13 protein-coding genes are annotated in these 16,073 nt (G+C 40.8%); 7 read left to right on the top strand and 6 right to left on the bottom strand.

From position 1 onward, the window contains the following. Nucleotides 1-581 precede the first annotated feature (581 nt). The 4 genes from gcvT to GX437_05825 all read left to right on the top strand — a co-directional run bounded on the left by gcvT (nt 582) and on the right by GX437_05825 (nt 6,960). The gene (gene gcvT, locus GX437_05840) at nt 582-1,670 is read left to right on the top strand and encodes a glycine cleavage system aminomethyltransferase GcvT (protein NLJ07173.1); all 1,089 of its coding nucleotides are present in this window, start codon (nt 582-584) and stop codon (nt 1,668-1,670) included. A 12-nt stretch (nt 1,671-1,682) separates the two neighbouring features. Then, a complete protein-coding gene (locus GX437_05835) occupies nt 1,683-2,177 on the top strand; it encodes a four helix bundle protein (protein ID NLJ07172.1) in 495 nt (164 codons plus the stop codon). A 153-nt stretch (nt 2,178-2,330) separates the two neighbouring features. Continuing rightward, nucleotides 2,331-6,509, top strand: a complete 4,179-nt coding sequence (locus GX437_05830; protein NLJ07171.1) for a PKD domain-containing protein — start codon at nt 2,331-2,333, stop codon at nt 6,507-6,509. Nucleotides 6,510-6,522: 13 nt separating this feature from the next. Further along, complete coding sequence (locus tag GX437_05825) at nt 6,523-6,960, top strand: carboxypeptidase regulatory-like domain-containing protein (protein ID NLJ07170.1); 438 nt, start codon at nt 6,523-6,525, stop codon at nt 6,958-6,960. A 219-nt stretch (nt 6,961-7,179) separates the two neighbouring features. Here the strand turns inward: GX437_05825 and bcp are convergent, their stop codons facing one another. The 5 genes from bcp to GX437_05800 all read right to left on the bottom strand — a co-directional run bounded on the left by bcp (nt 7,180) and on the right by GX437_05800 (nt 11,173). Then, a complete protein-coding gene (gene bcp / locus GX437_05820) occupies nt 7,180-7,635 on the bottom strand; it encodes a thioredoxin-dependent thiol peroxidase (protein ID NLJ07169.1) in 456 nt (151 codons plus the stop codon). A gap of 4 nt (nt 7,636-7,639) precedes the next feature. Continuing rightward, nucleotides 7,640-9,391 (bottom strand): M23 family metallopeptidase, encoded by a 1,752-nt coding sequence (locus tag GX437_05815; protein ID NLJ07168.1) that lies wholly within the window; start codon nt 9,389-9,391, stop codon nt 7,640-7,642. After that, a complete protein-coding gene (locus GX437_05810) occupies nt 9,384-9,995 on the bottom strand; it encodes a fumarylacetoacetate hydrolase family protein (protein ID NLJ07167.1) in 612 nt (203 codons plus the stop codon). The genes GX437_05815 and GX437_05810 overlap by 8 nt, the downstream gene beginning before the upstream one ends. 21 nt (nt 9,996-10,016) lie before the next feature. Beyond that, nucleotides 10,017-10,580, bottom strand: coding sequence for a DUF5606 domain-containing protein (locus GX437_05805; GenBank protein ID NLJ07166.1), 564 nt, complete (start codon nt 10,578-10,580; stop codon nt 10,017-10,019). A gap of 113 nt (nt 10,581-10,693) precedes the next feature. Further along, complete coding sequence (locus tag GX437_05800; GenBank protein ID NLJ07165.1) at nt 10,694-11,173, bottom strand: hypothetical protein; 480 nt, start codon at nt 11,171-11,173, stop codon at nt 10,694-10,696. A 137-nt stretch (nt 11,174-11,310) separates the two neighbouring features. On the opposite strand from GX437_05800, the gene GX437_05795 reads away from it, so the two are divergent. Then, complete coding sequence (locus GX437_05795; GenBank protein ID NLJ07164.1) at nt 11,311-13,080, top strand: SLC13 family permease; 1,770 nt, start codon at nt 11,311-11,313, stop codon at nt 13,078-13,080. A gap of 9 nt (nt 13,081-13,089) precedes the next feature. On the opposite strand, the gene GX437_05790 is transcribed toward GX437_05795, so the two are convergent. Further along, complete coding sequence (locus GX437_05790) at nt 13,090-14,538, bottom strand: aminoacyl-histidine dipeptidase (GenBank protein NLJ07163.1); 1,449 nt, start codon at nt 14,536-14,538, stop codon at nt 13,090-13,092. Between the two features lie 149 nt (nt 14,539-14,687). On the opposite strand from GX437_05790, the gene ychF reads away from it, so the two are divergent. Together ychF and GX437_05780 are read left to right on the top strand one after the other, a co-directional pair. After that, complete coding sequence (gene ychF, locus GX437_05785) at nt 14,688-15,782, top strand: redox-regulated ATPase YchF (GenBank protein ID NLJ07162.1); 1,095 nt, start codon at nt 14,688-14,690, stop codon at nt 15,780-15,782. 9 nt (nt 15,783-15,791) lie between these two features. Next, the coding region (locus GX437_05780) for a hypothetical protein (GenBank protein ID NLJ07161.1) at nt 15,792-16,073 on the top strand (282 nt) is incomplete at its 3' end.

The raw sequence follows: 16,073 nt of genomic DNA, 5'->3' as shown, positions 1-16,073 counted from the left end.
TCACTCGCCCGTAATGGGATTGAAACAACTTCGCATTCCGCATTCCGCATTCATCCTTTCACTCACCCGTAATGGGATTGAAACAACTTCGCATTTCGCATTCATAATTTCACTCGCCTGTAATGGAATTGAAACAACTTCGCATTTCGCATTCCGCATTTCGCATTTCGCATTCATAATTTCACTCACCCGTAATAGGATTGAAACAACTTCGCATTTCGCATTCCGCATTCCGCATTCATAATTTCACTCGCCCGTAATGGGATTGAAACAACTCCGCATTCCGCATTCATAATTTCACTCGACCGTAATGGGATTGAAACAACTTCGCATTCCGCATTTATCCTTTCACTCTCTCAGAATGGAATTGAAACATTTGAACGGGGAATACGGAATTTTGATTGCGGAAATTTGTTTTAAAAAAAAAATCAGAATTCACTGGTATTTCCTTTTCCTCTGCTTTCAAAAAATTATCCGATGATTTGTTTATTCCAACTTCTCAGAATGAGAAAAACTTATTTTTTACTGAATTTTTTTCAAAACCAATATATTTGCATACACAATTAAACCAACGAAATAAAATGAAAACAACAGCATTAACCGAAAAACACATTGCCCTCGGTGCAAAAATGGTCCCTTTTGCCGGATTCAATATGCCGGTTTATTATACCGGAATTATTGAAGAGCATAATGCAGTGAGAAACAACACAGGCATTTTTGATGTTTCCCACATGGGTGAATTTAAAGTTACCGGACCCGATGCCTTACATTTTCTTCAGTACATTACCTCCAATGACGTGTCAAAACTGTTCCCCGGAAAAGTACAGTACAGTTGTTTCCCGAACGATCAGGGAGGAATCGTTGACGACCTGCTGGTCTATAAAATAGCGGATGACGACTATCTGCTGGTGGTTAATGCCGCCAATATTGACAAAGACTGGGAGTGGGTCAACAAACATAAGGCAAAATACAACGTTAAACTTGAGAACATTTCTGATGAAATCGCACAGGTGGCAGTTCAGGGGCCTAATTCAGCTGCCGTATTACAGCCCTACACCGACCATCCTTTATCCGACATGGCATATTATACTTTTTTCATCGGAAAATTTGCCGGAATCGACCATGTGATCGTATCCACCACCGGTTATACCGGTTCAGGCGGTTTTGAAATTTACACAAAAAATGAAGATATGCCCAAAATATGGGATTTATTTTTCAAAGATGCAGAAAAAACAGGACTGAAGCCCATCGGCCTTGGTGCCAGAGATACCCTTCGTCTGGAAGCCGGATTTTGCCTTTATGGAAACGACATTAACGACACCACCTCCCCTATTGAAGCGGGTTTAGGCTGGATCACCAAATTCAGCAAAGACTTTATCATGAAAGATTATCATCAGAAACTGGCCACAGAGGGAGTAAGCAAAAAACTTTGTGGTATTGAACTGATTGACAAAGGGATTGCCCGTCAGCACTGTGAAATTCTGAATGAAAATAATGAAGTGATCGGAGAAATAACCTCCGGCACCAATTCGCCTTATACGGGAAAAAGCATTGCCATGGGTTATGTAAAAACACCCTGGTCAACACCCGGTACTGAAATATATATTTCTGTCAGAAACAAATTACTCAAAGCTGTTATAGTCAAAATGCCATTTTTTAATAAATCCTAAAACAACAGAGTTATGACGACAATGATGCAAATTACTGAGCTTGAAGTTTGGAAAGCGTCTGTAGAATTGGCCAAAAGGTCATTTCAGATTGCTGCCCATTTCGGTGAAGAAGGAAATTCCGGATTGGCTGTATTGTTACGCAGAACAGTAGCCAACATTCCCGCTAATATATCCATAGCTGCAAGCCGTAAACATGGCAGGGAATCGCTCAAACATCTTTTTCGTGCACGCGATCTCATCTATGAAGTCGAATCCCATGTTTATCTGGCCAACCGCCTGGGCTACATCTCCGATGAAGTTTTAAACGAAATGATTGAGCTACTCAACACTTCCAAAAAACTGCTCTTTGGATTCATCAAGTATTACAAGAGAGCCAACTACAACGACAGCAAATACAGAAAATCAGGAAGATCAAGAGGTCCCAAAAAAGAAGAAGACCTGATCATTGACGAAGAAGATGATGAGGAAATCGAAGAATTTGATGAGGATGACGAAGAGGAGATGTAAGCCTCTTTTTTTACCTTTTAGTTGATTACGGGATTGTTGTTATCATATAACAGCGAATTACTTCATTCTGAATAATAATTTTTCTCAGTTTCAGAATACTTTTATTAAATTGCCCGCCAATTTTTTCAGGTTTAATTTTAACAATTCAGCCTTATGAAAGTATTCTTTTCTTTTCTGTTCCTCATGCTGATTCCCGCAGCAGCTGTATTTTCACAGTTTTACAGTTCTGAAACCGCAAACACAAGCCTTGTTCAGTCTCCCGAAAGAAACATCAGCGAAATAGGTACAGGGAAAATCATCCTTGAATACAACATCCCTGCATTTTTACAACAAAAGCAGGTACATGGAGACAAAGAATATACTTCACTGTATATCAAAGACTTCAGTCAGCTTAAAGAAGTCGGGAGGCCTGCCCTGCCATCTCATAACGACTGGATAGCAGTTCCAATAAACGGGGAAATTACTGTCAGGCTCATAGATTACAAAACTGACAAGATGGAGAATGTGCTGGTGATGCCGGCATTGCGTCCGGCCACCGACCGCTGGGGTGACGGAGAACCTGAATTTGAAATTGATACAGGATTTTACAACAGTGATGTCATTTACCCTCAAAACCCTGTCGATATAATATCCACCCCTGTTATTTCCGGCAACAGGATTGCCCTTGTCCGTATCACACCTTTTCAATATAACCCTTTCACCAAAGAGTTGCTGGTTTATACTTATCTTAAATATGCCATTGAATATCAGGGAGAAACCATAAAAGCAGACCCGTCAACACCGGTCAGCCAGCTCAATTGCCTTCAGAACATCACCCTCAATAATGAAGTTTTTTATGAAGAGTCGGAAAGAAAAACAAGAAACGAAAAACTATACAGAAACAACGACAATGCAATTAACTATCTGATTATCACTCCCACAAAATACCTTCAGGCAGCAGATACACTGGCATGGTGGAAACGTCAGTTGGGTTATGGGGTAGAGGTGATCAGCCGTTCAACCTGGACCAGTAAACAGGTAAAGCAGGAAATAGCCACCCGCTACAACACCTATCATCCAAAGCCGGAATATTTCGTCATCATTGGCGACAATGAAGATGTCCCTGGCGACAATCTCATCTGCCCGACCGGAGCAAAGTTTGCCTCTGACCTCTATTTTGCCTGTTTTGACGGATCAGGCGATTTTTATCCGGATATGGCACATGGCAGGATTTCAGTTAATTCCTCTACCAGTGCCCTTGCTGTGGTACAAAAAATCATCAATTATGAACGTCAGCCTTATATGGATTCCACGCTCTATAAAACAGGACTGAATTGTGCCCAGTTTCAGGATGACGACAGAAACAGCTATGCCGACAGAAGGTTTTCGCAAACGAGTGAAGATGTTAAAAATTACATTGAAAAGAATACGGACATAAAAGTTAACAGGGTTTATGCCACAGAAACAGACGTAACCCCGAAATACTGGAACAAAGACCTGTATTCAGCAGGAGAGCCGATCGATTCATCCCTGCTGAAACCCGGCTTTCCCTGGAACGGAAGCAAAACCGACATTGCCAATGGAATCAACAACGGGGTTTTGTATGTGCTTCACCGCGACCATGGCTACGCAGGCGGTACCGGATGGCACATGCCTCAGTTCATGACTTCCGATGTTAAATCGCTCCTCAACAACGGGAAAAAACTGCCCATTGTTTTCAGCATTAACTGTCACACAGGAGAATATCAGGTGAGTGAATGTTTTGCAGAAGCTTTTCTGAGAAAAACGGATGGAGGTGCAGCCGGTGTGGTTGCTGCCGCATACTACAGTTACAGCGGGTATAATGATGCCTTGTCGATGGGTATGTTCGATGCCATCTGGTCAAAACCGGGACTTATCCCTAAGTTCACCGGCTCCGGAGGGATAAAAAATCCTTCCGTAAAACCCCATGACGATATTTATCAGATGGGTAACGTAGTGAATCAGGGGCTTTTCAGAATGGCTGAAACCTGGGGAGAAGACAAATATACTTTTGAATTATTTCACTATTTCGGAGACCCGTCAACAAAAATATGGACGAAACCTCCTGTCCCTATTACAATTCAGGCAATGGCTGACACCATCATTTGTGGAACCACTTCTTTCACCGTTTCAGGTTGCTCTGTTGACGATGCACTGGTAACCATGCTGGTTGACGGAGAACTGATTGCCAAAGGATATACTTCCGGTGGCAGTTGTACCCTCACCTATCCCCCTCTTGCCGGCTCTTCTGCCTACATTACCATTTCAAAATACAATCATGCCCCTCTTGTCAGAATCATTCCGATTACGGGAGGATGCCCAAAAGCAGTCTTCACGGTAGGGACAGAAGTTTATTGTGTTGAAAATCAGATAACTTTCACCAATAAATCGAGCGGAACCATTACTTCCTATCTCTGGGAATTCGGAAATGATGCACTACCCTCCACTGCTTCGACAGCCGGGCCGCATAAAGTTTTGTTTGCTTCACCCGGTCACAAGACCATCAGGCTGACAGTCAGCGGGCCTTCAGGTAGCAGTGTGTATGAAAAAACCATTGAGATTGATGAGATTTGTATGTTTTCAGCCCCAACATCCGGAACAACAACCTATAAAAACTGCACCGGCTACCTCTACGACAACGGAGGTAAAGACCTTTACAGCAACAATACTGACGGAAGAGTGGTCATCTCTCCCACAGGTGCCTCATCGGTTACGCTACAGTTTCTGAGTTTTGACTTTGATAGTGGCAAAGACAGTATAATAATTTATGATGGTGCGACCACAGGAGCTCCGATAATTGGCTCATATTCAGGGAATAACCTGCCTAACGGTGGGAAAATAACCTCTTCCGGAAATTCAATACTTATCCGTCAGCGGACAAACAGCAGTGTACAGAAAAGCGGATTTGAGCTTTATTTTTACTGCAATAAAAACAATTCGCCTCCGGTAGCCAATTTTCTTGTCTCATCTGAAACATCCTGCAGTGGAATTATCAAGTTTATCGATATTACAAGAAATAAACCCGATTCATGGATATGGGATTTCGGTAATGGCGACACCTCGCAACAGCAAAACCCTGTTTATTTGTATTCACAGGAAGGAGAATATGACATTCAACTGATTGCTTCAAACAGCTACGGAAGTGACACCATCAGCAAAGAGAAACTTGTAAAAATAATTTTCCCCGATGCTCCTGAAGTGATTGACGGACATACCTGCGTATCAGGCTCTGCCAAACTCGAAGCTTTATGCCCGGGCATACCGGAATGGTTTGATACAGCCGTTGGAGGCACCATGCTGGCAAGGTCAAGAAAATTCTATACGCCCGTTATCACCCAAAACACCACCTATTACGTACAGCAAAATGCTTCAGTCTATCATGTCGGCCCCGAAAGTACAGTGATTGCAGGTGGCGGAGGAAGTTATTACACAGCAAGCAATGAGCAGGGACTCATTTTCAGCTGTTTTAAACCACTGAAACTCATTTCAGTGCTGGTCTCTGCTTCAGGGGAAAAACAGCGTACCATTACCTTGAAAAACAGTGACGGGAGTACACTTGCTTCCAGAACAGTCAATATCCCAAATGGCATCAGTCGTGTTGAACTTAATTTTGATATACCGGTCGGAGAAGGGCTTAAACTGTCGGCTGCCAACAATCCCTCGCTGTTTCGTCATCAATCCGGGGCAAAGTATCCCTATGAAATACAAGGAATTATCAGCATAACCGGGAACACTGCCACCTATCCCGGCTACTATTATTTCTTCTACGACTGGGAACTGGCCGATGGAGACAGTTGCCGCAGCCACCGGGTGGAAGCAAAAGCTATTATTGATAAAAATCCGCCTGCTGCTGACTTTAACTTCAGGGATTCCGGTCTTTATTATCAGTTCATCAATCAATCAATCGACTACAACAAATTTGTCTGGTCGTTCGGGGATGGAAGCACAGATACTATTAACATCCATCCGGAACATAAATATGCCAATGCCGGCACTTACAACGTTCAGCTGGGGGTTTACAATGCCTGCGGTTCCAACTTTAAATTCCGCTCTCTTACGGTCATTAATGCCATTGATGACAACAACAACAGGGAAATAAATATTTTCCCCAACCCGAATGATGGTGTTTTTTACCTGAAAATCAATAATGAAACACTTAAAGCACTATCATTGACAGATATTTCGGGCAGATTGTTGTGGGAAAACAATTCTCCGTCTGCTGACAAATTGATCAGAATTGACGTGCCGGAAAATACTGAAGGAATTTATCTGCTGAAAGTAGTCAGTGAAAACGGGATTAAAATTTACAAGGTGCTGATTAAAAATAATTAATAAATATTAAGACATGAAAAAGCTATTCTTTTTATTCATCATGGCCATATTAGCCTTTACTCCGGCAGAAAAGACAAATATTAAAGGGAGTATCAGCCTGTCAGGTTCACCGATTAAAGATGTGGACGTTGTGTTGCGGAAAGTACCGGGCAATGAAATTGTTACTACTGTTAAAACGGATGAAAAAGGCCAGTATGTAATCAGTGATTTCCCGGCCGGAAAATATGAACTGGTCATCAAAGATCTGGCTGTAACAGCTGAGAAAAACAAGGCTGAAGGTAAAATTTCAGTGGGAGGAGAATGGCTGAAAAAATCTGATGTGCATTTCTACAATGCTGAAAATGTGCAGATTGCAGCCACTTTGACTGACAGCAGGGGTAACTTTCAATTTGAAGGGCTTCCTGCAGGCCATGTGTCGGTTGTCATCCAGCTTGGAGATATCAATGAATGAAACAACATTTTACGGCAGCCATTACATCAGCCTGATACTGAAAAATGTCTGATCAGGTGGCGGGGGATGGGTGATGAGTGATGGGTGATGGGTTTATTATGCCTACTGAATACAGCAGATTGCCTACTTATTGCTGTTTGTTTTAAGTATTGAAGTCTTGAAAAACTTCAATGGAAGTTCGTTTAACTTAATCTGCCTGATAGACCAAACCAGATTTTATTAACTTGTCAGAACCTGTTGAGCGTGGTTTTTGGTATCCACTTTTTCGATGATTTCTTCGATTATTCCGTTTTCATCAATGATAAAAGTGGTTCTGTTGGTGCCATAATAGGTTTTTCCATACATCTTCTTTTCTCCCCATACCCCATAATCACTGACGATTTTTTTATCGGTATCTGCCAGCAAATCAAAAGGCAACTGATATTTTTCCACAAATTTTTTATGGCTTTTAACAGAATCGACACTGACACCTACCACAGCATAACCTTTTTGCATCAACACCTGATAATTGTCGCGCAGGTTGCAGGCTTCTGCCGTACATCCCGGAGTATCGTCTTTGGGGTAAAAATAAAGGACAAGCTTCTTCCCTGTAAAATCTGACAAACTGATGATTTTTCCATCCTGATTTTCAGCTGAAAAATATGGGGCTTTATCTCCCGTTTTTAAATGTGTCATAACCTTATCGTTTAAAATTCAGATTAATTTCTTTCACGTTATCTTTGTTATCAATAACAATTATCCTGAAAGAATGTTCATTTCCGTCTGGCAAAGTAGTGAAACGGTGCGTCAGCAGGCCTTTCTTTTTATCATATTCCATCAGTATCCACTCCCCGTCAATATAGGCCTTGTAGCTTTTTATCCCTGATAATAAGTCATAAATGCTTACCTTCAGGTCTTTCGCATATTTCAGGTTAGAGCCGTTAACAAAATTAACTGTTCTTACCACAGGGGCCACACTGTCCACGACAACGGCATAACTGCCGAAATTCTTCACTTTAGCTTCTACCCATCCATTGGTATAAACACCTCCAACTGCCCTGACACTTTCTCCGCTGACTTCTGCAACCAAAGCTTTTGAGTAATATTTAACCGGCAATCTGTCTGCTTTCAGCCTGAGTGTAAAGGCTGTCTGAAGCGGAATTTCAGGCTTGTGTATCTTATAGATACCCGAATAGGTGAAACGCCTGGCGGGTAGTTCTTTCATAACAAAGTTTACATTTTCATAAAAGGAATTTTCAGGGAAAAACAATTCAATCCCGCTGTCAGAATAATAATTCGGCCTGTCGTAATAAAACAATTTCAGATAACTCTCCATTTGCTTCACAGGAAATTCTTCTGGCTTTATATTGGTCCCTGTTACCTGAAATTCAACTGCGACATTGTTAAGGTGATGATCCCAAATTCTGAGCTCAACATTCCCCGTATCATACACCCTTCCTGTAATCAGGCCGTTGTTTTCGACATTTGTATAAAATGAGATTTTGTTGTTCGGCAACAGAAAGAACCGCTGAAAATTTCTTCCATGGTAATATTTTTCATAATAGTCGCAATGGGCATTGATATAACGGGTATCATCAAGGCTAAAATGTTGTCGCTCCTGAGCAAAAATGGTATTACCTTTATAGGTCAGTTCACCCTTGTAGATATCAAGTACATTTCCGCAATCATTCATCATATCGCGGCATTCAATGGCAATTCCCATATTACCATAAACTTTCACCATTTTTACTCCGGAAAGGCGGTAGGTTCCGCCACTCTTGTAAAATGCCACATTGACCGGGTTAAAATAACGTCTGGTATAAGTTGAACTTTTTCCTTTATATTCAATTTCAATGGCACTGTTTTCACCGACCGGATAAAGCCTGATGCCGGTAATGACAGGCGGGATATCGTCTTTGACATCAAGACCATACAGCAAGGGATTAATCACCCAGTTCGATTTACCTTCCCTGACTTCAAAATGAAGATGCGGGGACCGCGATGCCCCTGAATTTCCGGAATATGCAAATGTATCTCCTTGTTTTACAGGAAATTTGCCGGGTTCAGGTGTTAAATCAACTTCATAGGATTCTGCTGCTTTCTGATGAAAATAAACATAATCTGTCAGTTCTTTGCTGAAAGCATCGAGATGGGCATACACTGTTGTGATTCCTGAAGGATGTTCGATAAAGACAGTTTTTCCGTAATTCCCTGCTTCAATAGTGATTCTTGACACATAACCATCTGCAGGAGCCACCACCGGCAAACCAATCCGCCCGTCCGTCCGGATGTCAATCCCGCCATGAAAATGATTATTCCTCAGTTCACTAAAACTTCCTGAAATATAAACCGGAATAGGTACAGGAGATTTCAGAAAGCCCGGAACTATTTCCTGCGAATGGCTGTCAAAATAACATAAAACTAAAAGGACAAAAAAATATAATCTACTCATTAACAGCGACTTCAAATAATTTTTCATTCATCAGGTAGCCCTCCAGCAAATCGCCATTGTTTACCCTGCCCACCCCCTGAGGTGTACCTGTAAACAATAAATCTCCTTTTTCGATTGTTATAAAACGTGATACGAAAATGACAATATCCTTCACGCTAAAGATCATGTGCGAGGAAGAGCCTTTCTGAACGGTGTTTTTATTTATATCTAAATGAAAATCAATCTTCTGAAAATCCGGGAAAGATGATACCGGCAAAAACCTCCCCACCAGAGCCGACTGGTCGAAAGCCTTGCTAAGTTCCCAGCTGAGCCTTTTTTCTTTCAGTTTGTCCTGAATATCGCGGGCAGTAAAATCAATTCCCACTGTGAGCGCGTCAAAACAATCTTCTATGCTGACCTGAGTTGCTGCAGGTATTTTTTTTGAGAAGCGGAAAACCAGCTCAATTTCATGGTGTATTTCTGAAGAAAAAGAGGGCAAGAAAAAAGTATTTCCTGTCAGCAGGGCATTTTCGTGTTTCATAAAAATTGCAGGCTGGTCGGGAACTTCATTTTTAAGCTCTTCAATGTGCTTTACATAATTGCGTCCAACGCAAATAATCTTCATGGAAAAATGAATAGTAAAAGATTAAGATGGATCTTCCGATTTTTTAATAGTTTTCTTTGGAGCGGCTTTAGGCTTAGGTGTTTTTTCTTTCTGAGGTTCTACATCTGATTTTTCAGCCTCCTGTGTGTTGGGTACCTCCGGTTGTGTTTCGTCTTTCTTTTCTTCTGACGGTTTTTCCTCTTCCTTTGCAAGATTTTCAAGCAGGTCGGGCAGGTAATTTGCAATAATCTTATACCACTTGAAAAATTTCTTCATGTCGGAGAGATAAACCCTTTCTTCATCATAATTCGGGGCTAACTGGCTGAACATTTCCACTATTTCACGGCCGGAGGAATTATTATCAACCGGTGGATTCAGCCCGTGCAGCTTATAATATTTCAGAAACAACTGTGAAATAAAGATGTCTTCCGAATCTTTCGGATATACGGTTATATCATTCAGCACCAATACCTGCAGATTCGGCTCCACTTTGAACTTCATCCTTGTTTCATTCAGGGTTTCCACAATGATTCCCTTGGGTGATTTTGACAGTACTCTGAACAAATCACTTTTTCCTTTAATGGCAATTATATCTTTTAATGTCATCGTGAAGGGTAATTATTTGCTTGCAAATATACTATCAGTCAGATAATCTGAAGATAAATGAAACAGGCATAAAAGCGGGAAAATGTTGATAAATTAGTCGTGAAACCTCAAGATTATTCCACTCCGGTCAACATTTCAAATTCTTCCTTGCTGAGTTTGAGGGCAAAGACTACCCGTCTATGGGTAGGTATGGTAAAAAGAAAAAACAACATCAAAGCAATAGCAATAATTTGAAAATCAATAAGTCCTGTAATAAGAAAACCCAGAATACAAATATAAACAGCCCCTTCGAGGCAGGCCCATCCAATGATATTAACTGACAAAAACTTTTGAAGTTTTTCACGTGGGTCACTTAGTTTTCTGAGTTTTCTGGCACTGAAAAAATTCAGAATCAACCCGGCTGCGATTGACAAAAATGCAATAACAGGCGCCAACAAAACAAAAATATCCTGTGAAATCTGAGAAACTTCAATATTATTTGTCTTGACAATGATGCTTGCAATGACAAAAAATACGATTTGAGCAAAAAACAAAACCCAGAAAATTACCTGAATGTTTTTTATGTTGATTTTTTTAAGATCTGAAGTTTCCATCGCCTAAAATTTTAATCCTCAAATATAATTCAATTTTGATATAAAAGTTTTAAAATTTAAAATTTATCAGTTACTTATTGTTTCTGTTATGAAGGAAATCCTGTTTATTTTTACCAGCTGATTTTTTACGGAAATACATGAGTTTTGAAGCGGTTTTAGTTCTGATTGTCATCCTTCTTCTGTTGGCAGCACTCTATCTGGAGTTGGCTCAACCCGCTCTTATTTTTCTCGTGGCAGTGCTTATTTTTTATTTTTTCGGTATTCTTAGCCTGCCGGAGATTTTGAGCGGACTCGGAAACGATAATATCATTCTGATCTTTTTACTGATTGTCATCAGTGATATTATCAAGAAAACCGGTGTCATGGACAGCCTTGTCAACCGCGTGCTTAAACCGGGTCTTTCATTGAAAGCATTTAACTTCAGGATGACCGGAGTAGTGTCATTAATTTCAGGATTCATCAACAATACTCCTCTGGTAGCCATCATGATTCCTTATGTGTATGATTGGGCAAAGAAAAACAGGATTTCCCCTTCCAAAGTGATGCTTCCGCTCTCTTTTGCCGCCATTATCGGGGGGACATTAACCCTTATCGGTACATCAACAAACTTGATTGTCAATGGTTTAAATATTGAAGCCGGACAACCCAGTCTGAAAATGTTTGATTTCATTTATGTCGGTTTACCTGCAATAGTGATCGGAGTGCTGTACATTACCTTTTTTTTCAATAAAGCCCTGCCAGATCGTAAAGATATGCTGGTTGAATACAAGGAATTCAGCAGGGATTATCTTGTTGAAACCATTGTTCCTCAGAAATCCAACCTGATTGGTAAAAGCATTGAAAAAGGTAATCTGAGAAATTTGAAAGGGCTTTATCTGGTACAGATTATCAGAGGAAATGAATTGATAGCTCCTGTTTCTCCAAAAGAAATTATTTTTGAAAATGACAGGTTATTTTTTGCAGGAGATACAATGACCATCCTCGACCTGATGGAAGGCAACAAAAACCTGAGCTTACCCTATGGTCATTCGATGATGCAGGAAAATGAAAACAATATTTTGGAAGTCATTATTACCGGAAGCAGCCGTCTGATTAATCAGACGCCAAAAACAAGTAATTTCCGTAAAAAATATGATGCAGCCATCATTGCGATTCAACGAAACGGGGAAAAACTCAGTGGTAAACTGGGTGAAATAAAGCTTAAATTCGGGGATCTGCTCCTCCTGATTGCAGGAAAGAATTTTTATCGCTATTCAGAAAATGAACAGGATTTTTTAATCACTTCGAGGATAAAGGAGATTCAATCAATTCCAAAATGGCAAAAAACATTCTTTTTCATCTGCTTAATCACATTTTTTCTGTTGGCTGCCACTGAAAAATTACCTTTGTTTATTGGATTACTGATTCTGATTGGCATCACAGCCTTGATAAAAATGGTCAAATTCCCTTCACTGAAAAATGCCATCGACCTCAACCTGTTATTTATTCTGGTATTAGCTCTTGCTGTCGGAAAAGCCATATCCAACTCAGGTATTGCCCAGATATCCAGTAATTTCTTTATTAACTTGTTTGGTCATAATATTATTTCAGTTCTGGTAATTCTTTATATCACCACAAATGTCATCACTCATTTTATTACAAATGCGGCAGCAGTAGCAATAACTTTTCCGCTGGCTTTTGCAGCCCATGCCTCTTTCCCTGACATCAGTTTTACGCCTTTCGTTTTAACTATTGCCTATGCCGCTTCAGCTGCTTTTCTTACTCCTTTCGGATACCAGACAAATCTGATGGTGTATGGCCCCGGAAATTATCAGTTTCGTGACTATATTAAATTCGGTCTCCCCCTGGCTATTATTTATTTTATCCTGACTATCGGTATTCTGGGATATAAATACCAGCTGTTTTAAAATATCGGCCTAAACATTTTTCAGGATATCAACGACCAGTTTCCAGAAATAACCAACCGTCTCAATATTCAGTTTTTCATCCGGAGAATGAACGCCTTTCACATCCGGGCCGAAAGAGATCATGTCCATGCCTTCAAAGTTTTTCCCGATAATACCACATTCCAATCCGGCATGAATAGCCCTGACAACAGGCTCTTTTCCAAAAAGCTTTCTGAATGAATTTCTGGTTACTTCGAGTATAGGACTGTCAAGCCTGGGTTCCCAGCCGGGATAACCATCTCCAGACTCAAACTTTGCTCCTGCCAGCATGAAGACGCTCTGAACCATATTTACCATATTGTTTAAAGCAGATTCGACAGAGCTTCTCTGACTTGTACCTATCTCAATCCTGTCGTCAATAAACTTTACAGAGGCAAGATTGGTTGAGGTTTCCACAAGTCCGGGCATGGTCTGGCTCCATGCCATCTCACCGTGAGGCAGTGCATAGAGTGTACTCAGCAGCCTCATCTGCAGATAATGATCAAGCATAAGTCCTTCATGCGGAGCTTCCTTACAGGTAACAGTAAGCTGCGGAGCCTTTACTGCATATTCATTCTTAACTTCCTTTTCAAAAACTTCAATTTCCTTTCGAATATCTGATTCATGTTTTTCATTCAGCAAGATGATGGCATAGGCTTCCCGCGGAATAGCATTTCTCAGGTTTCCACCTTCAAACTTTGACAGACGGATGTCGTACATTTTTGTCAATCTCCATAAAATACGGGTCATTATCTTTATCGAGTTCCCAAGCCCTTTGTGAATATCGTCTCCGGAATGTCCGCCCGGTAATCCTTTGACATCAATACGAAGTGCTTTCAGAGAATTGGGAGCATGCTCTGTTTTCAGTTCAAACCAGCCCCTCGTATCGCGTCCGCCTGCACAGCCGATAAATAAATCTCCCCAGTCTTCCGAATCAAGATTCAACATGGTTTTCCCGCTGACAAATCCGGGCTTCAGGGCAAATGCTCCCGTCAGTCCGGTTTCTTCATCCACTGTAAAAAGACACTCGATCCGGGGATGCTCCAGACTTTTATCCATTAAAACAGCAAGCTCTACGGCCATACCTATTCCATCATCCCCTCCGAGTGTAGTACCTTTTGCCTTTACCCAGCCATCCTCCACATAAGCTTCTATCGGGTCATTTTCAAAATCAAATTCCTTGTCGGAATTCTTTTCACAAACCATATCAACATGGCTTTGTAAAACAATGGTTTTGCGGTTTTCATAGCCTTTCGCTGCCGGCTTAATGATGACAATATTTCCTGCCTCATCTTTTTTGTATTCAAAGCCATTTGTTTTGGCGAAGTTTTCAAGATAGGCAATAATCTTCCCTTCTTTTTTGGAAGGACGAGGCACCCGGGTTATTTCGTAAAAATATTTCCAGACAAGAGCCGGTTCAAGTTTCAATAAGTCTGACATGGTGATAATTGTTTTGAAATTTTTCTTCCGGCAAAAATCAGCATATTGCAGAAAATAAAGTAAAATATTTTAGCTCCTTCCAATAAAATAAGCTATAAACGGGAATACCAGCCAATGGCTTAACTTTGCTGCAAAATCACAACTGCCTTATGACCTTGCTTTGCGGAATTATCGGTTTGCCAAATGCCGGAAAATCAACACTCTTTAATGCGTTAACAGGTAAGAATGTTCCTGTGGAAAATTTCCCGTACACCACCACGGAATCAAATATTGCTATTGTCAATATTCCGGATGAAAGGCTGTACAAACTTTCTGAGATGGAACAGCCATATAAAACCACACCCAATACCATTGAATTTATCGACATTGCAGGTATTGCCAGCGGAGCCCATTCCGGAGAAGGACTTGGCAATAAATTTCTGGATGCTGTCAGGCACTGCGAGGCATTAATTCATGTAGTCCGCTGCTTTGACGATGAAAATGTTTTACATATCAACAACCGCATCGATCCGATCAAAGACAAGGAAGAAGTTGACCTTGAACTTCAGTTTAAAGACCTTGAAGTGGTTGAAAAATCAATCGAAAGAAACAAAAAAGCCATGAAAGGAGGAGATAAAGCTCCACTGAAAACGTTGGAACTGCTTGAAAGGATAAAAACCCAACTTGAATCAGGAGGATTTGTGCGCGACATGGAATTCAGCGATGATGAGACAAAAATCTTAAAAAGTTTTAGTTTCCTGACTTCAAAAAAGGTTTTGTATGTAGCCAATGTGGATGAAGATGGGATAAATGGGAATCAGCATACCCAAAGGCTTTCAGAAAGTGCTGCAGAAGAAAAGGCAGAAATGCTGATCCTGAATTGCCGCCTTGAATCCGACATCCGGCAGATCGAAGACGAGGCAGAAAGAAAAGAATTTATGGAAATGTACGGTCTGAAACAGCCGGGTGTAAACCGCCTGATTCAATCGGCTTTCAAACTGCTCGACCTGATTACTTTTTTCACTGTGGGTAAAAAAGAAGTCAGGGCATGGACTACCCCTAAAAACAGTACAGCACCTCAGGCAGCAGGGGTCATTCATTCCGATTTTGAAAGGGGTTTCATACGTGCAGAGATGATTAAATATGAAGATTATATCAAATATGGCTCTGAGCAGGCATGTAAAGACCATGCAAAGTTTCATGTTGTAGGGAAAGATTACATTGTTCAGGATGGCGACTTGCTGCATTTTTTGTTTAATGTTTGAAAATTACAAATGAGGCAATCATTCAAAGTTGCTATCATTCTGCCACCACCATGGAGCCCTTTGATCCCTCCTTTGGGAATTGTTACGGTGGCGGAAATTTTCAGAAAAAACGGAATTGATTGCTTTGAATTTGACTGGAATATTGAATTGCTGCATTCCTTTGAAAAAAAGTTTGGCAAGGACTTTCACAGAAATCACCCATTATATTGGGATGCAGTATATTCATCAAATTTCTGGCAGGAAGCTTTATTTTCAGAAAATTATTTCGGAAAATTAGTTCGCGACTGGTTT

It is taken from the genome of Sphingobacteriales bacterium (genome assembly GCA_012517435.1).
GTDB lineage: Bacteria > Bacteroidota > Bacteroidia > CAILMK01 > JAAYUY01 > JAAYUY01.
The sequence above is the reverse complement of the archived record's forward strand: the minus strand, read 5'-3'. Positions and strand labels throughout refer to the sequence as shown.

Bases quoted from the DNA above. Each gene is read 5' to 3' on its own strand.
- gcvT (NLJ07173.1), top strand. From the start codon at position 582: ATGAAAACAACAGCATTAACCGAAAAACACATTGCCCTCGGTGCAAAA.
- GX437_05835 (NLJ07172.1), top strand. From the start codon at position 1,683: ATGACGACAATGATGCAAATTACTGAGCTTGAAGTTTGGAAAGCGTCT.
- GX437_05830 (NLJ07171.1), top strand. From the start codon at position 2,331: ATGAAAGTATTCTTTTCTTTTCTGTTCCTCATGCTGATTCCCGCAGCA.
- GX437_05825 (NLJ07170.1), top strand. From the start codon at position 6,523: ATGAAAAAGCTATTCTTTTTATTCATCATGGCCATATTAGCCTTTACT.
- bcp (NLJ07169.1), bottom strand. From the start codon at position 7,635: ATGACACATTTAAAAACGGGAGATAAAGCCCCATATTTTTCAGCTGAA.
- GX437_05815 (NLJ07168.1), bottom strand. From the start codon at position 9,391: ATGAGTAGATTATATTTTTTTGTCCTTTTAGTTTTATGTTATTTTGAC.
- GX437_05810 (NLJ07167.1), bottom strand. From the start codon at position 9,995: ATGAAGATTATTTGCGTTGGACGCAATTATGTAAAGCACATTGAAGAG.
- GX437_05805 (NLJ07166.1), bottom strand. From the start codon at position 10,580: ATGACATTAAAAGATATAATTGCCATTAAAGGAAAAAGTGATTTGTTC.
- GX437_05800 (NLJ07165.1), bottom strand. From the start codon at position 11,173: ATGGAAACTTCAGATCTTAAAAAAATCAACATAAAAAACATTCAGGTA.
- GX437_05795 (NLJ07164.1), top strand. From the start codon at position 11,311: ATGAGTTTTGAAGCGGTTTTAGTTCTGATTGTCATCCTTCTTCTGTTG.
- GX437_05790 (NLJ07163.1), bottom strand. From the start codon at position 14,538: ATGTCAGACTTATTGAAACTTGAACCGGCTCTTGTCTGGAAATATTTT.
- ychF (NLJ07162.1), top strand. From the start codon at position 14,688: ATGACCTTGCTTTGCGGAATTATCGGTTTGCCAAATGCCGGAAAATCA.